The sequence below is a fragment of the Acidimicrobiales bacterium genome (assembly GCA_035531755.1).
Taxonomy (GTDB): Bacteria; Actinomycetota; Acidimicrobiia; order Acidimicrobiales; family UBA8190; genus DATKSK01.
Genome location: DATKSK010000003.1, coordinates 13639 through 35453, shown reverse-complemented (window position 1 = coordinate 35453; position 21815 = coordinate 13639). Strand labels below are relative to the sequence as shown.

17 protein-coding genes and 2 tRNA genes are annotated in these 21815 nt (G+C 72.8%); 8 read left to right on the top strand and 11 right to left on the bottom strand.

The features are described from left to right. Positions 1–149: 149 nt before the first annotated feature. Complete coding sequence (locus VMV22_00590; protein ID HUY20813.1) at positions 150–971, bottom strand: maleylpyruvate isomerase family mycothiol-dependent enzyme; 822 nt, start codon at positions 969–971, stop codon at positions 150–152. 374 nt (positions 972–1345) lie between these two features. Between VMV22_00590 and VMV22_00585 the strand changes: the two genes are divergently transcribed. Together VMV22_00585 and VMV22_00580 are read left to right on the top strand one after the other, a co-directional pair. Beyond that, positions 1346–3667, top strand: a complete 2322-nt coding sequence (locus VMV22_00585; GenBank protein ID HUY20812.1) for a sensor domain-containing diguanylate cyclase — start codon at positions 1346–1348, stop codon at positions 3665–3667. Positions 3668–3830: 163 nt separating this feature from the next. Then, on the top strand, positions 3831–3980 hold the full coding sequence (locus VMV22_00580; protein ID HUY20811.1) for a DUF5679 domain-containing protein: 150 nt from the start codon (positions 3831–3833) through the stop codon (positions 3978–3980). A 4-nt stretch (positions 3981–3984) separates the two neighbouring features. Here VMV22_00580 and VMV22_00575 read toward each other — a convergent pair whose 3' ends face one another. Together VMV22_00575 and VMV22_00570 are read right to left on the bottom strand one after the other, a co-directional pair. After that, positions 3985–4932 (bottom strand): hypothetical protein, encoded by a 948-nt coding sequence (locus VMV22_00575; protein HUY20810.1) that lies wholly within the window; start codon positions 4930–4932, stop codon positions 3985–3987. A 35-nt stretch (positions 4933–4967) separates the two neighbouring features. After that, the gene (locus tag VMV22_00570) at positions 4968–7394 is read right to left on the bottom strand and encodes a phosphoketolase family protein (protein ID HUY20809.1); all 2427 of its coding nucleotides are present in this window, start codon (positions 7392–7394) and stop codon (positions 4968–4970) included. 29 nt (positions 7395–7423) lie between these two features. On the opposite strand from VMV22_00570, the gene VMV22_00565 reads away from it, so the two are divergent. Further along, positions 7424–8539 carry an acetate/propionate family kinase gene (locus tag VMV22_00565; protein ID HUY20808.1) on the top strand — a complete coding sequence of 372 codons (1116 nt, stop codon included), beginning with the start codon at positions 7424–7426 and terminating at the stop codon, positions 8537–8539. Here VMV22_00565 and VMV22_00560 read toward each other — a convergent pair. Then, positions 8536–9078, bottom strand: a complete 543-nt coding sequence (locus VMV22_00560; protein HUY20807.1) for a pyridoxamine 5'-phosphate oxidase family protein — start codon at positions 9076–9078, stop codon at positions 8536–8538. The two genes, VMV22_00565 and VMV22_00560, sit on opposite strands and share 4 nt — an antisense overlap. A gap of 150 nt (positions 9079–9228) precedes the next feature. Between VMV22_00560 and VMV22_00555 the strand changes: the two genes are divergently transcribed. Continuing rightward, entirely contained in the window at positions 9229–10239 is a 1011-nt protein-coding gene (locus tag VMV22_00555) for a zinc-dependent alcohol dehydrogenase family protein (GenBank protein ID HUY20806.1), read from the top strand. A gap of 23 nt (positions 10240–10262) precedes the next feature. Here VMV22_00555 and VMV22_00550 read toward each other — a convergent pair whose 3' ends face one another. The 4 genes from VMV22_00550 to VMV22_00535 all read right to left on the bottom strand — a co-directional run bounded on the left by VMV22_00550 (position 10263) and on the right by VMV22_00535 (position 15506). After that, positions 10263–11231, bottom strand: a complete 969-nt coding sequence (locus VMV22_00550) for a zinc-binding alcohol dehydrogenase family protein (GenBank protein ID HUY20805.1) — start codon at positions 11229–11231, stop codon at positions 10263–10265. A gap of 68 nt (positions 11232–11299) precedes the next feature. After that, positions 11300–13600: an IPT/TIG domain-containing protein gene (locus VMV22_00545; protein ID HUY20804.1), complete on the bottom strand. Its 2301-nt coding sequence runs from the start codon at positions 13598–13600 to the stop codon at positions 11300–11302. Positions 13601–13818: 218 nt separating this feature from the next. After that, positions 13819–13983 (bottom strand): hypothetical protein, encoded by a 165-nt coding sequence (locus VMV22_00540; protein ID HUY20803.1) that lies wholly within the window; start codon positions 13981–13983, stop codon positions 13819–13821. A 266-nt stretch (positions 13984–14249) separates the two neighbouring features. Beyond that, on the bottom strand, positions 14250–15506 hold the full coding sequence (locus VMV22_00535; GenBank protein HUY20802.1) for a serine hydrolase domain-containing protein: 1257 nt from the start codon (positions 15504–15506) through the stop codon (positions 14250–14252). Between the two features lie 399 nt (positions 15507–15905). On the opposite strand from VMV22_00535, the gene VMV22_00530 reads away from it, so the two are divergent. Both VMV22_00530 and VMV22_00525 read left to right on the top strand, forming a co-directional pair. Beyond that, a tRNA-Pro gene (locus VMV22_00530) sits at positions 15906–15979 on the top strand. Positions 15980–16076: 97 nt separating this feature from the next. Beyond that, positions 16077–16151, top strand: a tRNA-Gly gene (locus VMV22_00525). A gap of 444 nt (positions 16152–16595) precedes the next feature. Here VMV22_00525 and VMV22_00520 read toward each other — a convergent pair. The 3 genes from VMV22_00520 to VMV22_00510 are packed head-to-tail and all read right to left on the bottom strand — an operon-like array spanning position 16596 to position 19590. Continuing rightward, positions 16596–17999 (bottom strand): ATP-binding protein, encoded by a 1404-nt coding sequence (locus VMV22_00520; GenBank protein HUY20801.1) that lies wholly within the window; start codon positions 17997–17999, stop codon positions 16596–16598. Next, positions 17992–18690 (bottom strand): response regulator transcription factor, encoded by a 699-nt coding sequence (locus tag VMV22_00515; protein HUY20800.1) that lies wholly within the window; start codon positions 18688–18690, stop codon positions 17992–17994. The genes VMV22_00520 and VMV22_00515 overlap by 8 nt, the downstream gene beginning before the upstream one ends. Before the next feature lie 21 nt (positions 18691–18711). Next, complete coding sequence (locus VMV22_00510) at positions 18712–19590, bottom strand: M48 family metalloprotease (GenBank protein ID HUY20799.1); 879 nt, start codon at positions 19588–19590, stop codon at positions 18712–18714. A gap of 654 nt (positions 19591–20244) precedes the next feature. Between VMV22_00510 and VMV22_00505 the strand changes: the two genes are divergently transcribed. Both VMV22_00505 and VMV22_00500 read left to right on the top strand, forming a co-directional pair. After that, positions 20245–21183, top strand: a complete 939-nt coding sequence (locus VMV22_00505; protein HUY20798.1) for a TerC/Alx family metal homeostasis membrane protein — start codon at positions 20245–20247, stop codon at positions 21181–21183. Beyond that, positions 21183–21800, top strand: coding sequence for a DedA family protein (locus VMV22_00500; protein ID HUY20797.1), 618 nt, complete (start codon positions 21183–21185; stop codon positions 21798–21800). The genes VMV22_00505 and VMV22_00500 overlap by 1 nt, the downstream gene beginning before the upstream one ends. The last annotated feature ends 15 nt before the right edge of the window (positions 21801–21815 follow it).

Genomic DNA, 21815 nt, shown 5'->3' with positions numbered 1-21815 from the left:
CTACAAGCCTCGGCGCGACCGACCGTCGCCTCATGGGCGCACCACGGACCGTCGCCTCTCGGGCGCACCACGGACGGTGACCGTCGGGCCGAGCCGCCCAGGGCGGAGCTGTGCGGCGGCGGACCGGTGGGGCGTCGCCCGGGTCATGCTCAGACCATGAACGCCATGGCGTCGAGCACCCGCCGCGCCAGATCGGCGTCACCGTGGACGACGACCAGGCCGGCGTCACGGGCCGCGGCGCCCGTGACCCGGCCGCACGCCAGGCGCCAGAACACCTCGTCGTCGAGCTCGAGCACGGCGCCCGTCTCGTCGTCGCCGGCGGTGACGATGCTCGCCCGGCCTCCGCGCACGGCCACGTCCAGGCGCCCGAGCACCGGCCCGCGCAACTCGAAGCGCACGCACGAGCCCTCGGGCGCGGCCGCCTGCTTGCCGACGACGAAGGGCATGCCCGACGCCAGCCGGCCGAGCGCCAGCTGCGCGACGGGCCCGGTGCAGTGGCCGGGCCGCCCGGTGGCCACGCGCATGTCCTGCTCGTGCACCCAGCAGTCCATGGCGCGCACGCGCATGAACTCGCGGTACGGGACCGGCCCCACCGGGCTCGGACCCACAGCCGCGAAGCGCTCCTCGGGCCACGAGCGCATCTCGTCGAGCCGCCGCGCCGTGACCGCCCTGAACTCGTCGGCGACCGCACCGGCCGGGAGCGGCCGGCACTGCGCCACCCATGCCTCGTTGCTGGCGCCGAGGTCGTTGCGCACGAAGTCGGGTACGTCGGGCAGCGGGTCGGGCTCGGGCTCGCCGAGCAGCCAGCGCTCGGTCCCGATCATGTGCGCCAGGACGTCGCGCACGCTCCAGCCGGGGCACTCCGACGGCAGGTCCCACTCGACGTCGGCGAGCTCCTGCGCCAGAGCGGAGATGGCGTGCCACTCCTCGTCGAGGATCGCCACGACCGGCTCGACTGCTCGCGTTGGCATCTGGCCCCCTTCGCCGCGCCGGCCACCGACCCAACCCCCGCCGGCCCCGGGGCCCCCAGGCTAGGGGCGGCGGTGCCCGGCGGTTCAAGGCCCGGCCCCACGGGACCGACAATTCCCCTCACGAGGACCTTCCCATCCCCTTCCCCATTCCCGTCCCCCGCCCTGGCGGCCGTTCGGGCGACACCGGCCGCGCCCGGCGGCGGGCTGCAGCCCGCGGCACGCGCCCGGCGCGCGACGTCGCCGGCGCGCCCGTCCCGGCGCGCGACGTCGCCGGCGCGCCCGTCCCGGCGGGCGACGTCGCCGGCGCGCCCGTCCCGGCGCGCAATTACCATTCCGGGCGTGGCCAGGCACCACCGTCGAAGGGGTGGGCACCGATGACGGTGGGAACGTCGGGAGGGCCCGGGCTCGGGGCCGCCCGCCAGGATGTCTCGGGCGCGCTGACGAGCGTCGTGGTGCGCTACGTGCGCGGGCGCGTCGGGGACGAGGGCGTGGCCCGCATGCTCGAGCTCGGAGGCGAGACCCGGCCGGCGGCGGTGCTCGAGGACCCCACCAGCTGGAGCTCGCACGACGAGGCGGTGGCACTGCTCGACGCCGCCGCCGTGGTCACCGGCGACCCCGACATCGGCCGCCATGTCGGCGAGGAGATGCTCCGCCAGCACGATGGCACCGAGGTCGCCGACCTGTTGCGCTCCCTGGGCTCACCCGGCGAGCTGTTGCGCAACGTGGCCGCCGCCGCCGCCAAGTTCTCGACCGTCTCGACCGTGGAGCCCCTCGAGGTCGGCGACGCCCACGCCGTGGTGCGCGCCATCACCCGACCGGGCTTCGCACGCCACCCCCAGATCTGCGCATTCACGAAGGGCCTCCTGTCACAGGTCCCCGCCCTGTTCGGCCTCGTCCCCGCCGTCGTGGGCGAGTCGGAGTGCCAGGCTCGGGGAGGGCGCTTCTGCCTCTACAGCGTGGCCTGGGAAGCGGGGCAGTGGTCCTCCTTCGTCGACGGGCGCACCAGCCTGTACACCGCGGCCTGGAGCGACAGGACCGTGGTGGAGGCGCGCTCGCAGATCGAGCTCGACGAGCACGAGCGCATCGCCGCCCTGGAGGGCCAGGTGCGGCAGCTCACCAAGCGCCTCGAGGGCGTGTACTCCACGGCGGCCGACCTCCTCGCCGCCGAGGACATCGAAGGGGTCCTCGCCCGCATCACGGCCCGGGCGGCGCACGCCGTCAACGCTCCCCGGTACCTCCTCGTGGTGCAGACGTCGTCGGACGCCACCTACCAGCTGCACCATCACGGATTCTCCGAGGACGAGGCCAACCTGCTCGCCCACGAGCTGCTCGCTGACCGGCCCGACGACCTCGGCGGATCGCGCCTGATCGTCGACATCGCGTCGTCGCGTCGACACTACGGCCGCCTCGCCGCGGTCTATCCGGAGGGCATGCGGTTCTTCACGCAGGAGCAGCAGATCCTCGCCGTCTACGGGGACTACGCCGCCACCGCGCTCGACGTCGTCACCGCCCTCGACGAGGCCCGGCGCTCGAACGCCACGGCGAGTGCCCTGCTCGACTTCTCGCGGGCGCTCTCGGGCGCCGACACCGTCGACGAGGTGGTGGCCACGCTGCTCGCCACCGTCCCCACCGTCGCGGGTTGCGAGCGCGCCACGGTGATGCTGTGGGACCCCGACACCGAGACCCTCACCGTACGGCACCCCGCTCCCGGGTGGGCCCCCGTCGTGCCCGACGACGCCGGCGCGACCGCGCCGGACGACACCCCCGGCGCCGGGCCGGCGGGAGGGGCCGGAGCCGGCGCCGGGGCCGCCGACGAGACACTCACGATCCACCGGTCGGCCACACCACTGGTCGAGCGGCTCCTGCATCGGCGGGAGATCGTCATCGTGGACCGCGCCACCGACGACCCGTTCGTGCAATCGGTGCTGGCGGGCTCCGACACCGCCACGGCGGTGATCGCCCCCCTGTTCTCGGGCGACGAGTTCCTGGGGTTCGTCGCCGCCGACTTCGAGCACCGCATGGACGACATGCTGCGCACCGACCGGGGGCTGCACGAGCGGCTGCGGGGCCTCGCCGACCACGCCGTGACCGCCCTCCAGAACGCTCGGCTGCTGGAGCAGATCAGGCACATGGCATGGCACGACGCCCTCACCGGCCTGCCGAACCGGCGGCTGCTCGCCGACCGGGCGCGCCAGGCGCTGTTGCGCGCCACGCGCACCGGCGAGTCCGTCTGCATCTTCTTCGTCGACCTCGACCGCTTGAAGCACGTCAACGACGCCCTGGGCCACGCCTCGGGCGACGAGCTCATCCAGCAGGCGGGGCGCCGCCTGTGCGAGACCGTGCGCCGCCAGGACACCGTGGCCCGCCTCGGCGGCGACGAGTTCGCCGTGCTCCTGCCGGACGTGGGGGACCTCGAGGCGGTGTCGGAGCTCGCCGGCCGGGCCCTCCACGCCCTCGGCCAGCCCTATGTCGTTTCGGGCCGCGACGTGCACACGACGGCGTCGATCGGCATCGCGCTCGCCCCCCTCCACGGCGGGACCTACGACGAGCTGCTGTCGAGCGCCGACGCCGCCATGTACCAGTCGAAGGGAACGGGTGGCAACAACTTCCGCGTCTTCATGGCGGAGCCCCCGGGCCCGCGGCCCGACGACGCCCGGCAAGAGGCCGGGACCCGCCCCGGCCCGGCTCCCGCCTGACACCCCGGCCGCTCCGGCACCCCGCTCCTCCTGACGCCGGGGTGTCCCCGATCGCCCCGGCCGTCCTCGCGGCCCGGGAGGCGCCACCATCCGCGTGTGGTGGGGGGCCCGGCGATAGCTTCGACCCGACCCCTGGCGGGGCGCACAGCGAGGAGGCCGAAACGTGGCGTCGTACGAGGGCTATTGCGTGAAGTGCCGTGAGAAGCGGCAGTTCGAGGGCACCGAAGTCGAGCTCGCCAACGGTCGGCGTGCCGCCCAGGGCAGCTGCCCGACCTGCGGGACCAAGATGAACAGGATCCTGGGCAAGAAGTAGCAGCTCAGCGGCGGTCGAGGGCGTCGAGCAGCGCCCCTTCCCGCAGTCCCCACTCGCTCACCACGAAGCGCCCGACCCCCAGCTCGGTGGCCACGGTTGCCAGGACGGTCGCGCCCACCGGCAGCAGGTCCGCCCGACGTGGTTGCATGCCGGGCAGCGCCAGGCGGGCGCGCAGGTCGAGGCCGGCCAGGAGGCCGGCGAGCTCGCGGACCTGGTCGGCAGGCAGCTCCACCTGGTTGACCTCACCGGGGCCCGCCGAGGGCCGGCGCCGGGCCCGCGCCGCCACCAGACGGGCGAGTGCCCGTACCGTGCCGCCGCTCACCACGGTGCGCCCGGCCACGCCCCGGTAGCCCCCGATGGCCATGGCGATGGGGACCAGGGCCTGCGCAGTGCGGTCCCGCACCGCGTGGCGGTCGGCCTCCGACATCGGGTCGCCCGTGCCGAGCTCGCCGCGCAGACGCGCCGGGCCCACCGCCGCACTGGTGGCCACCGGCACCCGGTGGGCGTCGCCCACGGCCGCCTCGAGGCTCCCGCCACCGAGGTCGAGCCCGAGCGTCGGGCCCGGGCCCATCCACACCCCGGCACGCTGGCCGATGAAGCACAGGCGGGCCTCCTCCTCGCCGTCGAGCACGCGCACCTTGGTCCCGACCACCCGCTCCAGGCGTTCGACGACCTCGGTGCCGTTGGCGGCGTCGCGCAGGGCGGCGGTCGCCAGGGCCACGACCACCTCGGCGCGCGCCTCCGCGAGCCCGGCCCGCAGGCGCTTGGCGGCCGCCACCGAGGCCGCCACCCGGTCGCGGGGAATGCTCCCGCGCGCGCCCACGCTCAACCCCAGGTTGAGCAGGGCCCGGCGGTGCAGGACCGGGGTCAGCGTGCGCCCGGGCCCCGCCTCGCACACCAACAGGTGAAAGGAACTGCTTCCGAGATCCCACACCGCGACCCGCACCGGCACGGCGCGAACGTAGTCGCCGCCCGCACCCGGGCGTGTCAACCCGGCCAGCGCCACTGCGCGATGTCCGCCGGGTCCTCGCCGTGCTCACGGGTGTAGCGACGAGCCTCGAACCGGGCGTCGACCATCTGCTGGCGCAGTGCAGCGGTCCGCACCTCGAGGCCGGGCACCCGGTCGAGGACGTCGATGACCAGATGGAAGCGGTCGAGGTCGTTCAGCATGACCATGTCGAACGGCGTCGTGGTCGTACCGTGCTCCTTGTAGCCGCGCACGTGGATGTTGTCGTGGTTGGCGCGGCGGTACGTCAGCCGGTGGATCAGGAACGGGTACCCGTGGAAGGCGAACACGACCGGTCGGTCGGTCGTGAACATCGTGTCGAACTCCCGGTCGGTCAGGCCGTGCGGGTGCTCCGACTCGGGCTGCAGCCGCATGAGGTCGACCACGTTCACGACCCGCACCTTCAGGTCGGGCAGGTGCCGGCGCAGCAGGTCGACGGCCGCCAGGGTCTCGAGCGTGGGCACGTCCCCGCAGCAGGCCATCACGACGTCGGGCATCGACCCGGCGTCGTTCGACGCGAACTCCCAGACGCCCGCCCCGCGCGTGCAGTGGATCATGGCGGCGTCGGCCGACAGCCAGTCGTGCTCGGGGTGCTTGCCCGCCACGATGACGTTGACGTAGTCGCGGCTGCGCAGGCAGTGGTCCGCCACCGACAGCAGGCAATTGGCGTCCGGGGGGAGATAGACGCGGATGACCGACGCCTGCTTGTTCACGACCACGTCGAGGAACCCCGGGTCCTGGTGCGAGAAGCCGTTGTGGTCCTGGCGCCAGACGTGGCTCGACAGCAGGTAGTTGAGCGAGGCCACCGACCGCCGCCACGGGATGTGACGGGCCGACTCCAGCCACTTGGCATGCTGGTTGAACATGGAGTCCACGATGTGGATGAAGGCCTCGTAGCAGTTGAACAGGCCGTGGCGCCCGGACAGCAGGTATCCCTCGAGCCAGCCCTGGCAGAGGTGCTCGGACAGGACCTCGAGGACGCGCCCCCCGGGGGCCAGGTGGTCGTCGCCGTCGACGACCCGGCCCATCCACGCCCGGTCGGTGGCCTCGAACACGGCCTGCAGGCGGTTCGACGCCGTCTCGTCGGGGCCGAAGAGCCGGAAGGTCGACGGGTTGGCCCTGATCACGTCGCGCAGGTACTCGCCGAGCACCCACGTGGCGCCGTGGAGGGCCGGGCCCGGCGTGTCGACCTCCACGGCGTAGGCCGACCAGTCCGGGAGCTCGAGGTCTTCGAGCAGCACGCCCCCGTTGGCGACCGGGACGGCGCTCATGCGGCGCTCACCCACCGGGGCCACGCCCGTGACGACGGGGGTGGGCCGGCCGTGCTCGTCGAACAGCTCGTCGGGGCCGTAGCTGCGCATCCACTGCTCGAGCTGGGCGAGGTGCGCGGGGTTGCTCCGGACCTCGTCGAGGGGGACCTGGTGCGAGCGGGCCGTACCCTCCACGGCGACGCCGTCGACGAAACGCGGGCCCGTCCAGCCCTTCGGGGTGCGCAGGACCACCATGGGCCACGCCGGCCGCCGGCGGTCACCGCCCGATCGGGCCTGCGCCCAGATGCGTGCGATCTCGTCGAAGGCGGCGTCGAGGGCGACCGCCATCCGCTGGTGCACGAGCATCGGGTCCTCGCCGTCGAAGCCCCCGTCGACGATCCAGGGCCGGTAGCCGTAGCCGGCGAGGAGCGATGTCAGCTCGTGCTCGGGGATCCTGGCCAGCACCGTGGGGTTGGCGATCTTGTACCCGTTCAGGTGCAGGACGGGGAGCACGGCGCCGTCACGCTGCGGGTCGAGGAACTTGTTGGCGTGCCAGCTGGTGGCGAGCGCACCGGTCTCGGCCTCGCCGTCACCGACGACGCAGGCCACGACGAGGTCGGGGTTGTCGAATGCCGCGCCGTAGGCGTGCGCCAGGCTGTAGCCGAGCTCGCCGCCCTCGTTGATCGAGCCGGGGGTATCCGGTGCGGCGTGGCTGGGGATGCCGCCGGGGAACGAGAACTGCCGGAAGAGCCGGGCCATCCCGGTGGCGTCCGTCGAGACGTGGGAGTACAGCTCGCTGTAGGTCCCCTCCAACCAGGCGTTGGCCACCATGGCCGGCCCACCGTGTCCCGGGCCGCACACGTACAGGACGCTGGCGTCGCGCCGGGTGATGACGCGGTTGAGGTGCGCGTAGACGAAGTTCAGGCCCGGGCTCGTCCCCCAGTGGCCGAGGAGTCGGGGCTTGATGTGCTCGACACGCAACGGCTCGCGCAGGAGGGGGTTGTCGAGGAGGTAGATCTGGCCGACCGACAGGTAGTTGGCGGCGCGCCAGTAGGCGTCCAACCCCGAGAGGTCCTCGGGCGCGGTGTCACCGCCGGTGCCCCGCACGGCGACGGGCTCCTCCGGCGAACGGGACGGGGCGTCGGCCGCGTCGTGCATGGTGGGTTCCTCCTTGGCATGGTGGGGACGTGCGAGTGCTCGTGGTCAATGCGGGGTCGAGCAGCCTCAAGCTGAGCGTGCTCGGCCCCGACGACGTCCCGGTCATGGAACGCGCCCTCCCCCTGCCGGACCCGGGGGACATCGCCGACGTGGTGGAGGAGGCACTCCGGGACGTGCCGGCCGTGGCCGCCGCCGGGCACCGCGTGGTGCACGGCGGGCTCGAGTTCCGCCAGGCCGTCGTGCTCGGGCCCGCCCTCGAGGATCGGCTGGCGGGCCTGGCCACGCTGGCCCCGCTCCACAACCCGCCGGCCCTGGCGGCGATCCGCAGGCTCCAGGCGCTTCGGCCCGGCCTCCCCCAGGTGGCGTGCTTCGACACCGCCTTCCACGCCACGATGCCCGACGAGGCCTCGACGTACGCGCTGCCCGCCGCCTGGCGACGTCTCGGGCTCCGGCGATTCGGGTTCCATGGCCTCAGCCACGCCTGGGCCGCCCGGCGGGCCGCCGAGCTGCTGGGCCGCCCTGCCCGCTCCCTGCGGCTCGTCACCGCCCACCTGGGCGCGGGGGCGTCGCTGGCGGCGGTGGACGGCGGGCGGTCGGTCGACACCACCATGGGATTCTCCCCCCTCGACGGGCTCGTGATGGCGACGCGCTCGGGGAGCGTCGACCCCGGCGTGCTCGTGTGGCTGTTGCGCCACGAGCACGCCGGGGTCGACGAGATCGAGGACGTCCTGGACCGCCGCTCGGGCCTGCTCGGCCTGTCGGGCACCTCCGCCGACCTGCGGGCGGTGTTCGAGGCCGCCGACCGGGGCGACGACCGGGCGCGGCTGGCCGTCGGCGTGTACGTCCACCGGCTGCGCGCCGGCATCGCCGCCATGGTGGCGGCCATGGGTGCGCTGGACGGCGTGGTCTTCACGGGCGGCGCGGGCGAGGGCTCGCCACGACTGCGGCGCGATGCCGCCGGGGGGCTCGGGTTCCTCGGGATCGTGCTCGACCCGGCGCGCAACGAGGCGTCGGAGCCCGACCGCGTGGTGTCCCCCGACCGCGTGGTGTCCCCGGACGGCGTCGAGCCGGCCGTGCTGGTCGTGCGCGCCCGCGAGGACCTCGAGATCGCCCGGCAGGTCCGCGCCCTGGTCCCCGCCCCTTAGCGGCCGGGGTGCCCGGCGGTCGCCGGCGGCGCCGACCGGCGGGGCCCGGGCCGCACGCGGCGCCCCGTCATGGCCGTGGGCGTCAGGCGCAGCCAGTAGGCGCGCACACCGGCGGACCACGGCTCGGGCCTCGGCTGGGGCGATCCGTCGTGGATGTGGATCTCCTCGCGGACGTGGCCGGTCACGACCACGCTCCACCCCGACTCGGCGACGCGGTCGATGTTGTCCACCTCGAAGCACACCTCGGCGTCGCGCCGCACGGCGTCGAGCTTGGTCCCGGCCGCCGTGCGCATCACGACGGCACGGCCGTCGAGCACGAAGTTCACCGGGAAGACGTGGGGCGGCCGGCCCGAGACCACCAGACGGCCGACGCGCTCACCGCCCAGGAGGGCCAGGCAGTCCTCCTCGCCGATCTCCTCCAGGACGCCGCCGCCCCCGCCCGCTCCCCATGTCCCCGGGGACGCTCGACCGGTGTCGACCCGCCGCGGGGGCACGAGCCCGCCCGCCGGAACCGGCGCCGCCCCGCGCTCATTGGTCATGATCCCACCATCGCTCCCCCGGCGTGCCCGGACCAAGGGTCGAAGGTCCCTCTTTGCGGCCGGGTCGGTGCGGGGGCCCCGCGCGGGAACGCGCCCGGTGACCGCGTGCCCCGAACGGCGCCGGGCGTCGGCGGTGCGCGACCATGGGCCGTGCGCGCCTGGGAGGTCGTCTCGCCCGGACCCGTGGCGGGACACCCGCTCCGCCTGGCCGAGCGGGCCCGACCGGTGCCCGGCCCGGGCCAGGTGCGCGTGCGCGTCTCGGTATGCGGCGTGTGCCGCACGGACCTGCACGTGGTCGAGGGCGACCTCCCGGTCCACCGCCCCGCCGTCGTGCCGGGCCACGAGGTCGTCGGTGTCGTGGACGCCGTGGGCGCCGGCGCCACGCGCTTCGAGCCCGGGGACCGCATCGGCGTCGCCTGGCTGGCCACCACCTGCGGCCGCTGCCGGTTCTGCCGACGCGGGGACGAGAATTTGTGCCCCGAGGCCACCTTCACGGGCTGGGACCACGACGGCGGCTACGGCGAAGCGGCCGTCGTCGACGAGCGCTACGCCTACCGGCTCCCCGACGCCCTGGCCGACGAGCAGGCCGCCCCGCTGCTGTGCGCCGGCATCATCGGCTACCGCGCCCTGCGCCGCACCGAACTGCCCCCGGGTGGGCGCCTGGGCCTCTACGGGTTCGGAGGATCGGCGCACCTGACCGCCCAGGTGGCCATGCGCCAGGGCGCCGAGGTCCACGTCATGACCCGGTCCGCGGACGCCCGGCGCCTGGCGGCCGAGCTCGGGGTGTCCTCGGTGGGCCGGGCCGACGCCGCAGCGCCGGTCCCCCTCGACGCCGCCATCGTGTTCGCCCCGGCGGGCGAGATCGTGCCCAGGGCCCTGGCGGCCCTCGACCGTGGCGGGGTGCTCGTCATCGCCGGGATCCATCTGAGCGACGTGCCGCCGTTGCACTATCAGGACCACCTCTTCTACGAGCGGCAGGTGCGCAGCGTCACGGCCAACACACGACGCGACGGGGAAGAGTTCCTCCGCCTGGCGTCGCGTCTCGGCGTAATGGCGACGACGACCACCTATCCACTGCAGGAGGCCGACCGCGCCCTGGCCGACCTCGCCGGGGACCGCGTCACCGGGGCCGCCGTGCTCCGGGTGACCCCGGAGACGTGACGCCCGCGGCGCCCACGTCACTGTCAGGGGACGAGGAGGACGCGGCCGAAGGCCTGCCGGCTCTCGATGTAGGCGTGGGCGGCCGCGGCCTCCGACAGGGCGAAGCGGCGGTCGATGACGACACTGAGGCGGCCGGCGGCGACGTCCGCCAGGTGCCCGGCGATCACGGCGTGGGGACGCGGGCTCAGGAACAGCTCGGCGCCGAGGAAGTAGCCGGTGAGGCTCTGGTTGTTGGGGCGCAGGGTCGACACGTCGAGCTGCTCCAGGGCGTCGCGCCCGGCGTCCCCCACCGTGACGCAGCGGCCCCGGTAGGCGAGGGCGCGCAGGCTGCCCTGCAGGGTGGTGCCGCCCACCGAGTCCACGATCACGTCCGCGCCGCGCCCGTCGGTGAGCCGGCGCACCTCGGCCACGAAGTCCGTGGCCGCGTAGTTGATCCCGTCGTCGAGGCCGAGCGCAGCGAGGCGGGCGAGCTTGTCGTCGCTCGAGGCCGTGGCGAGCACCCGGGCGCCGGCGCGTGCCGCCAGCTGGACCGCGGCGATCCCCACGCCGCTCGCCCCCGCGTGGACGAGCGCGGTCTCCCCCGCCTGGAGGCGGCCGAACTCGAACAGGCAGTCGTCGGCGGTGCCGAACGGCACGGGGACGCAGGCGGCCTCCTCGGTCGACAGGCCGTCCGGCACGGCCCAACAGAACGGCGTGGGCACGGCCCGAAGCTCGGCGTGCGACCCGTCGAGCCCGACGGTCACCACCCGGTCGCCCACGGCGAACCCGCCCACCTCGCTCCCGACCGCCACCACCGTTCCCGCGCACTGGTAGCCGACGATGTGCGGCGCCGTGCCCATCTCCCCGCCGGCGCGGCTGAGGGTGTCGCCACCCTCGATGCTGACGGCCTCGACGCCCACCAGGACGTCGCCGGGCCCCGCCACCGGGTCCGGCACGTCGGCGTAGCGCAGGACCTCGGGCCCCCCCGTTCGGTCGTAGACGGCTGCCTTCACGGCGGTGACCCCTCCCTCGCGCTGCTTCCTCGCGCTGCCCGGACCGTAGCCCGCGACGCCTGTGGCGATCAGGGGGTGGGCGCCAGGCCGACGATGGGCTTGTTGAGGGTGATCGCCCCCGTGGAGCCGTGGAAGGCGGCGTCGCCGAAGGAGAACACGCCGCCGTCGGAGGCCACCAGCCAGTAGCCCGCCCCGTCGGGGGTGCCGACGGGGACGACGGGGACGACGGGAATGTAGACGAACCGGTCGGCCGCCGACGTGGCGCTCGTCGCCACCGGCGTGGTGACGGTGACGTCCACCGAGCCTGCGCCCGCCGGCGAGGTGGCGGTGACGGTGGTGGCGTCGACCACGTGGAACGAGGGGGCAGCCGTCGGCCCGAAGCGCACGGCGGTGGCCCCGGTGAGGCTGGTGCCCCGGACGGTCACGACCGTGCCCCCCGCCGCCGCGCCGCTGGCCGGCGACACCCCCGTGACGGTCGGCGGGCTGGGGAGTCCGCCCCCGGTCAGGGCGTTCACCTGTCCCGGGGCGCCGTAGCCGGTGACCGTGAGCGTGGGCGAGCTCGCCGACGCCAGGTCGGCTTCGAAGACATCCTCGGAGACCGGGACCCCGTTGACCGTGTACTGCTGGTTGGCGTCCTGGCCGAACTGGACGAGCGTCGGCGTGCCCGACGCGTCGGCCACCACCCAGTCGTGGACCGAGTCGGGCTCGGCCGCCTCGGCGCCGTCCGCGGCGACCACGGTGCCGGCCACCGACGGCCCCGGAGCGGGCGCGGCCCAGCGCAGCTCGCTCGTCACCGTGCTCCCGAACGTCGACCCGGCGACCGGCGATCCCGCCGGGTCGTGCGCCAGCTGGGTGCTGACGGTGGCCGACGCCGACTGCCCGTCGGGGGAGTCGAGTACCACCTTGGCGTCGTTGTTGGCGCCCACCATGTAGGTGGTGAAGGTGGCGGTGGCGCCCGACGCCACGGTACGGACACCACCGCCCTGGGGTCCCATGGTGTCGTTGTTGACCCCCAGGCCGGACGGGCCCGGGTCGGCGGGGTTGGCGAAGTGCTGGTTGTAGTCGAGGTCGTAGCTGCTCGGCGTGCAGCGCAGGGAGCCGTCGGGGTCGGACTGGGTGGCGAGGGTGCAGATGACGTTGGTGTACGGCATCTCGGCCACGTTGGCGATGGCCGCGATGTACAGCGTGGTCGGCCCGGTGTTCTTCACCGACCACGCGAGCGCATAGGGCTCGGTCCCCGACGACAGCGCCCCGGAGCCGTTCACCATGGTGGCGCCGACCACGGCCTGGGCGGCCGTGTCCTCGTCCTGGCCGGGGTGGCCGCTCGACTCCTCGACGAAGTAGTGGCCTCCGTCGGAGTACACGTCGGCGCCGGCCACGGATGCGGCCGCGCCGTTGCCGTCGGTGACCGACATGACGAGGCCGGTGGGTGCGGGCCCGGGGTTGCGGTAGACGACGGTGGCCGTACCGTCGGGGAAGCCCGACGCGCCGGCGGTGACGGTCGCGCTCTCCTGGGTGCTGTCGGCCGCGGTCAGGAGGATGCAGCGGCCGTTGCCGTCGGTCGTGCACGAGGTGAGGTCGTGGGTGCCCAGGCTGCCCGAGGACTCGGTGGCGGTCACCGTGACGCCGGTGGCCGGCAGGCCCCCCGAGGTGAGCGTGGCTGTGACACCGCCCTGCATCGACCCGTCGGCCGGGACGATGACGTTGGTGGGGTTGAGCACGAGCGTGTCGGAGTACGTGAACCAGTCGAGGGTCTGCACCATGCTGGTGCCGCCCGGCGTGGTCACCTGGACGTCGACGGTCCCCGACCCGTCCGGCGCGACGGCGGTCACGGTGGTGGCGTTCACCACGGTGACGTTCGTGCCCGGGTTCCCGGGCCCGAAGGTGACGGCGCTCGCTCCGGTGAGTTCGGTGCCGGAGACCGTCACCGTGGTCCCGGCCGCCCCCGACCGCGGGCTGATGGCGGTGACCCGGGGCGGCGGCGCACCCGTGTAGGTGAAGCGGTCGGAGGCCGACGTCGTCGACGTGCCCCCCGACGTGGTGACGGTGACGTCGGCCACACCCAGTCCGGGGGGCGACGCGGCGGTGCAGGACGTGGTCGATGTGCACGACACCGACATGGCCGCGCCGGGGCCGAACAGCACCACCGAAGACCCGATGGCGAATCCCGTGCCGGTGATCGTCACCGCCGTTCCCCCACCCGCGAGCCCGGAGCCCGGGCTCACGTGGGTCACGGTCGGGACCGCCGGCGACGCCACGGCCGGGCGCACGGCGAAGGGACCGGCGACCGACAGCGCCGTGGCCGTCGCCAGGATCGCCCCACCGATCGCCAGCCGTGCCCGAAACCGGGCGCGGGGCCCGGGCTGCACCCGGGGACGCGGGGCACGCCGCCCCGTCCCGGTCCGCTCCGTCGACACCCCGCCCGCCCTCCTTCCCACCACCGAGCGCGGTCATCTTACGTCCGCCCGTGCATCGAAGCAGGTGGGGAGGCACAAGGACCAGCGTGGGCGCGGCCCGGGATCGCCTGTCGGCCCTCGACGCCTCGGGGAGCCGCCCCGGGTCCCCTACGGACAGTCGGTGGGGACGCTCACTCCCGGTCCTCCCCCGACAAGAGCGCGATGGCACGCCCCAGCTCACTGCAGAGACGCGAGATCTCCTCGTGCGTGAACGGCTCGGCCCGCCGGCCGTCCCGGATGTCCTCGGCCACGACCATCAGCACGCAGAGTCCGTCTGTCAGCTCACCGTCGATCATTGGTCCCATGCTACGAGGCCGCTCCCGATCCGTCGCCGGGCGGTGACGCCCTCCGGTCTCGACGCATCGTCCGATGGCCTCACTCTGCGTCCCCTGGGCGAGACGGTGAGCGAACGAGGCGCAGTGCCCGTACGACGCGACACCGGCGACTCCGAGGGTCACGGACCTTGCGCCGTACCCCCGGTCGACACCCACCGGCGACGGCACCTCGCTCTACATCCGCGATCCCGATCGGAACCTGGTCGAGCTGCGCCACTACGGCTGAGTCAGCGGCGCACCGCGTCGAGGCAAGCCTGCATGAGCCGGAAGCTCCGGGTGTCGCCCGTCGTGCCGATGTCCATCCGGTTCATCACGTACCCCATGCCCAGTTCCTGATCGGGGTCGGCCCACCCGGCGGACCCGCCCATGCCGAAGTGCCCGAAGGCCTTCTCCCCGCCGAGCCCGGCGGCGGCGATGAGCCCGCGGTTGACGTTGAACCCGAGGCCCCACTGAATGTCCAGGCCGAGGAGCACGGTGTCGGGCCCGGTGGTCTGCGGCTGCACCGCCCGGTCGACCTGCTCGGGGGTGAGGATGCGGAACGGCTTCCCCGATGCAGTCTGCACGTCGCTCACGCACGCTCCGTAGAGACAGGCGAGCGAGCGGGCGTCGCAGATGCCGTTGGCGGCGGGGATCTCCGCGGCATGGAGCCGGGGGGTGTGCCAGATCGCCTCGTCGCTGAGCGCCCCGCCGGGAGCAGTCAGCGCCTTGAAGAGCGGCCCGTCCTCGGCGAAGTACGTGGACGCCAACTCGGCCAGGTGCGCCAGATCCGGCCCGGCCCCGGCCCCGGGCGCGCCGGCGCCCCCGGCGGCCAGGGAGCCGGTCGACAGCCCGGACTTGAGCCCGTCGACGAACGACACCAGCCGTGCCACGCGCGGCTCCTCGGAAGCGGGGAGGCCGATGTAGACGTCGGCGTCGAGCGGACCGGCGATCTCGTCGCGCAGGTAGGTGCCGATGCTCATGCCCGTCACCCGGCGTACGACCTCGCCGACCAGCCAGCCGTACGTGGTGGCGTGATACCCGTGGGCGGTGCCCGGTGGCCATGACGGGGCCTGCCGTTCCAGGGCCTCGACGACCGGGTCCCACCGCAGCATGTCGTCGAAGGACATCGTGCCGTCCACCCAGGCCAGACCCGCTCGATGCGCCAGGAGGTCGGCCACCGTGACCCGTTCCTTCCCGGCCTGGGCGAATTCGGGCCAGTACGAGGCCACGGGCGCCTCGACGTCGAGCAGCCCTTCCTGGGCGAGCCGGTTGGCGCACATGGCGGTGGCGCCCTTCGTGGTCGAGTACACGAGCACGAGGGTGTCCTCGTCCCAGGGCCTGCCCGTCGTCTGGTCGGCGATGCCGCCCCACAGGTCGACCACCTTCTCACCCCGGTGATAGGCAGCGAAGGCGGCACCCACCTCGGTCCCGGCGTCGAAGTTGGCCTGGAACGTGTCGCGCACGCCTTCGAAGCCCGGCGCCACCCACCCGCTTGTCGTCGTCACCTGCATCTCCTCGTGTCGTGCGCGGAGGCTACGCCCGATCGCATGACGAGCGGCCGCGGTCGCGGCGGACCAGGTCGGAGACGTCCTCGGGCGAGCGACCGATCACGATCGACTCCGAGTGGGTGAGCTTGTCCATCCGCTCGGTCTGCCCACCTCCGGACGGGGTCGTCGAGGCACCCGCTCCCCCTCGGCGTGCCTGCGACGGCATCACCGGACCGCCCACGCAGTGGCGACGCGGGACACGCGCTCAGGGCGGCCGAGGCCGCGCCACGGACCTCGCCGACCCTCGGGTCGCCTACGCTGTCCGTGTTCCGTTCCCCGGCGTACGAGTGCTGCGGGCGCCGCGCCGGGGAACGCATCGGGCCTGAGGCGGCGAGATCCGGAGGGCCCGGAGGTACCCGGGGAGTAGCGCAGCCTGGCAGCGCACCTGCTTTGGGAGCAGGAGGTCGGGGGTTCGAATCCCCCCTCCCCGACAGCGCCGGCCCGCCCCGTGCGATCAGCGGGTCGGAGCGGTGACGGGTGGGGCCAGGATCCGACGCGCGGCACGCCACGGGTAACCTCGGGCCGTTCGCGGGCGTAGCTCAATGGCTAGAGTCCCAGCCTTCCAAGCTGGTTATGCGGGTTCGATTCCCGTCGCCCGCTCCACCGTCGCCCGCGCAACCGCGTCACACTGGCGCTCGGAACGCCCTCCTCGGCCGGCGCGAGCCACCACATCCTCGGCGGGCGATGTGCCGGGCCACCCTGGCACATGAGCGCCGCTCGAAGGCCCGGCGTACCCCACGGGGGGCCATGGCCTCCTCCTGGATCCTGGAGCGGCGGGCCGCGCACGTCGCGGTCACGCGCGGTGCCATCAGGGGCGAGTCCGTGCAGGCAACGGCCGCGTCGGCAACGGCACGTCGTGGTCTTCGACGAGATGCCACTCGAGCTCCGACCTCGACGGGAAACGGAGGTCGCAACGGGGGCACTGGCTGACTGCCATGTCGGGCTCCTTCTGTCGGCAGGTGTCGGTCATTGCCGAATTGAACGCCCTGGATGTGAAGGAACCGTCGTGCTCGTGTGCGCATGCGATGGAGAACCAGGTCAGCGATCCTACGAGCGGGGGAAGGTGACGACGAAGTGCGCGCCCTGCTCGTCCTGGCTCGTCACGCTCACCTCGCCTCCGTGGGCGTGCACCAATTCGACCACGACGGCGAGCCCGACTCCACTCCCCTCGACCTGTCGGGCGGCGCGCCCGCGCCAGAACCGGTCAAAGACATACGGCAGCTCGTCCGAGGGGATGCCGACGCCCGTGTCGGCGACGACCAGCCGCGCATGACGGTCCGCGGCCTCGACGGTGAGCGAAATGCGGCCGCCCGCCGGGGTGAACTTGACCGCGTTGGTGAGAAGGTTGGTCACCACTTGGTGCAAGCGCGCCTTGTCGCCTCTCATGACGACGGGCTCGAGCGACCGCACGAGGACGAGCCCCGCCGAATCCACGCGAGCCTCCATGGCGTCGGCAGCACCCGCCGCCACTCGGGCAAGGTCGACAGGCCGATGGTCCATCGAGAGACCCGCCGCTTCCGCGGCGGCCAGGACCTCCAAGTCCTCCACGATGCGCGACAGCCGGATCGTCTCGTCGTGCAGCGACGAGAGCGTCTGGACGTTCGGCTCGGACACGCCGTCCACCAACGCCTCGGTCGACGCCTGCAGTATCGCAAGGGGCGTACGTAGCTCGTGCGCGATGTCAGCCACGAGCACTCGGCGCAGGTGGTCCTCGTGTTCCAGGGTGTCCGCCATGTGGTCGAACGCGCTGGACAGCTCGGCCAGCTCGCCCGGCGCCTCGATGTCGCCCACACGGGTCCCACGCTCTCCGGCTGCCATGGCCCGCGCCGCTCGGGTCAGAGACACGACGGGCCGCGTGATCCTCCTGGCGGCGACGAAGCCGGCGAACACCGCCAGCAGGGCGACGACCGCCGCGCTCCCGGCCACTGCCGCGGCCAGTGTGCCGCGCAGGTGGCTGCCGACCGCACCGATGCCGGTAGCTCCGACCTGCACCGTCACGGATCCGACCCGGTGGCCCTCGACCAGAATCGGCAGTGACCGAGGCCGGCCCCGCGAGTCCGGGCGGGAGCCTTCTGGGATGGCGCTCGCGACCAGACCGCTCGAGGCATCGGTCACGCGTACTGCGATGCCCGCTCTCGTGGCCAGTGTCAAGGGGGCCGACAGATCCGCGTTCGACCACGACCCCGAGGCGCGGTAGCTGACCGCCAACGCGCTTGCCACCGCGTGGGCCAGGTCGTCCTCTTGCTGGCGCGCCAGAGTCGAGACATCGGCACTGGCGAACACCAGGGTGACGCCCGCGAGGAGCCCCAGGGCGATGAGCGAGACCAGTGCGATCACGCGGGCGAGGCGCCAGCCGATCGGCGACAGCACTCCGACCGCCGTCCCCCGCTCCGGGGGAACCAGGTTGGCGCGACCTTGCACGGTCGAGGCCGGGTCGCGGATCTCAGCCATCACGGGGGAGGCGAAGCCGATAGCCGCCTCCGAGCACCGTCTCAACGATCAGAGGGGCATGGGGGTCCAGCTCGATCTTGCGCCGAAGGTTCTTGATGTGAGAGTCGACCGTCCGCTCGTAGCCCTCGAATTCGTAGCCGCGCACCCTGTTGATCAACTCGAGACGTGAGTACACGCGGCCGGGAGTCGTGGCCAGGGCGAGTAACAGCCCCCATTCCGTAGGGGTCAGCTTGACAGTGTCGCCGCGAACCATCACCTCTCGTCGACCCTCGTCGATCACCAGCTGGCCGTCACCGAAGGAGGATCGGTCGTCGTGCCCGGCCGTGGTCCGACCCCGACGCACGATGGCCCGCGCGCGCAGCACGAGCTCGCGCGGGCTGAACGGCTTGGTCATGTAGTCATCGGCGCCGAGTTCCAGACCTCGGATCCGGTCGCTCTCGGACGCCTTCGCCGTCAGGATCAGAATCGGAACGTCGGTGAAGGTGCGCAGCTCGGTGGCGACGTCCTCACCGGACAGGTCGGGGAGACCGAGGTCGAGGATCACGAGGTCGGGGTCCGCCCTGCGGGCGAAGGCAAGGGCCTCGGCTCCGAGTCCCGTCGACAGCACGACCATGCCTTCACGCTCGAGATAGGAGCGGAGGAGGTCCCGCAACTTGCTCTCGTCCTCGACGACCACCACCGTGGTCGCCATCAGCGTCCCTTCATGCCGCCATTATCGGTCAAGAAGGCCGTGACCGGCGGCCGGGTGTGCCGCGCGTGCGCGGAGGCGGGCCACGCGCTCGGCCACCGGCGGGTGCGTCGAGAAGAGCCGGGCGAAGGCCACGCCGGGCCCGAGCGGGTTCACCACCCACGCCGAGGCCTGCGCGGGCGCCAGGGCCATGGGCACGACGTGGGCGTATCCGTTGATGCGCTCGAGGGCCCGGGCCAGCGTCTCGCCACCACCGGCGATGTCGGCCCCGGTACGGTCGGCGTCGAACTCGCGACTGCGTGACAGGGCGAGGTGCAGGAGTCCCGCTGCGACGGGCGCCACCAGCGCTGCGAGCAGGGCGCCGAACGGCCCTGGGCCGTCGTCGCGGCTGCGCCCACCCAGCAATGACGAGAACAAAGCCAGGTTGGCGAGCGCCGAGACGCCGGTCGCCAGCGCGGCGGCCACCGAGGTGAGCAGCGTGTCGCGATGGCGGATGTGGGCGAGCTCGTGGGCGATCACCGACCGGACCTCGGCCGGCTCGAGCAAGGCCAGCAGACCCTCGGTCACGACCACCACTGCGTGCTTGGGGCTGCGCCCGGTGGCGAAAGCGTTGGGCTGCGGGCACGACGACAGGTACATCCGCGGTGCGCGAAGTTCCGCCCGTCGGGCGAGCTCCACCACCATCGCCTGAAGGCCGGGCGCCTCGTCGGGACCCAGGCGGCGCGCCCGGGCGACGCGGATGGCCAGCCGGTCCGAGAACCACCAGGAGCCGCTTACGACGACAAGCCCGAATCCCAGGCCGAGCAGGGTCCCCGCACGTCCTGCGACGAGCCCGCCGCAGATGACCAGGAGGCCGCCGATGGCGCCGAGCAAGAATGCGGTCTTCACCGTGTTGCGAATCACGTTCCCGACTCTCCCTGGTTGGTGCCCCGCATTCGACCGCGTCGAGGTGAGGGCGCCATGGCGCTCCCGTGGAGTTGGTGTGGAGTCCACGCGGGCCGGTCCTCGGCAATGTCCATGGAGCCTCCACATCACCTACACGCCCCCTCGACCGGAGCATGGTGGGCTGGCAGGGACACGAAACGAGCGGCCGCTGCGCAGGCGCCGTGATGATCATCGGAGAATGACATGGGCCGTCGGGATGCCGACAACGAGCAGGGATTCGCGACAATCGTCGGTACGTCCGTGGAGGTGCGCACCCGATTCGAGGTGGACTTGTGGGTCCCGGGCTTCGAGATCACCGATGTTCTCCCCTTTGGCTTTCGCGTACGCCGAACGGGCGACGGCGCCATCCTCCCCGAGACCTTCCCCCCCGCCGATGTCCGGTTGGTCAGCCCGATGCACTCGAGCGGGCCCTTCCGGAACCCTGGGGCCCCGATTCCCCCGCACGCAGTCGCGGGGCCCCAGGGGCAACGGCGGGTCGGGCTCGAGAATCCATGACCGCATCGCTCGGCCCGACGACGTTCGCCATCGACCAGGGCACCGCGGGGGCGCCGCATCCGCTCCCGAGCGGGGCAGCGCCACGACCACCGCGCTGCTCCGACATCGGCTGACCCCGTGAGTGTTCCCCTGTGGTGCTGGTTTGCGGCCGGTGCGTTGATCGCCGCTCTCCTCGCCGTCGATTTCGCCGTGCACCGCGGCGTCCGCCAGATCAGCCTCCGGTATGCGATCGCCGTCAGCGCCGGCTGGATCGGCGTCGGTGTCCTGTTCGGACTGGTACTGGGAGCGACCCGGGGTTGGGACAGTGCATCGGAGTACTTTGCCGGCTACCTCATCGAGAAGTCGCTGAGCATCGACAACATCTTCGTCTTCGCTCTCCTCTTTGGCTCCTTTGGCGTGTCACCGACCCATCAACGCCGAGTCCTCTTCTACGGAGTCTTCGGCGCGCTCGTGCTTCGAGGCGTCTTCATCACCGCCGGTGCCTCACTCCTCGACCACTTCAGCTGGGCCCTCTACGTCCTGGGCGCCCTCTTGCTCCTCTCGGCAGGACGCATGGTGCGTGACACCGCTCTTGTCGATCCGGAGCGCAATTTCGTCATCAAGGGTCTCCGCCGTGTTCTCCCTGTGACTCCCACGTACGTCGGCGCACGGTTCTTCGGTCGGCACGACGGCAGACTGATGGCGACACCACTGCTCGTGGCGCTGATTGCCATTGAGGTCACCGATCTGGTCTTCGCCATGGACTCCATCCCCGCGATCTTCGGAGTCACGAGAGACGTCTTCGTCGTCTTCACTGCGAATGCCTTCGCCGTTCTGGGTCTTCGTGCGCTGTATTTCGTGCTGGCCGGCGCGCTCCACCGATTCGCCTACATCAAGTACGGGGTGGCTGCGCTTCTCATCTTCGTCGGACTCAAGATGTTGCTGGCCTGGTTGGTGGTCATCCCGATCCTCGCCAGCCTGATCGCCATCGTGGTGATCATCGGCATCTCGATCGCCATCAGCGTCTGGCACGAACCGCGCAAGGCGGTGGTGCCGGCGGGAGCATCCAGGACGTGATGACGGTCGGCCTTCTCTCGGACCTCCAGGTCGACGCGGCCCTGTCGTACCTCGTGGCCTTCCTGGTCCCCACCCTCGACGCCGTCTTCCCCGTCCTCCCGAGCGAGACGGCCATCGTGGCATTGGGTGTCGCCACCGCCGGGAGCATCGATCCGCGAATCGCCGTCCTGGTCGCCCTCGCCGCAGGCGGAGCGTTTCTCGGAGACAATCTGTGTTATCTGATCGGGCGGCACTACGGCCCGTGGGCCAACCGGACGTTCTTCTCGAGTGCCCGTGGCGCCGAACGCAGGGCATGGGCCGAGCGCACGCTCGAGCGCTTCGGCGCCCGCCTCATCATCGTCTGCCGCTTTGTCCCCGGCGGCCGCACCGCCGTGACGTTCACCTGCGGCGCGATCGGCTACCCGCGACGGCAGTTCGTCCCCGCCACAGCCACCGCCGGGGTGATCTGGGCGACATACGCCTTCTTCATCGGCCGGCTCGGTGGCAAGGCCTTCGCCGGCAAGCCCTGGGCGGGCTTTCTCCTCGCCCTCGGCCTGGCGCTCGTCGTGAGCATCGCCATCGAGCTCGCCCGTCGCGTCGTCGGCTGGCGGCGCCAGCTCGGGGAGAGTGCGCTGTGATGCCTTGCGTCCGGC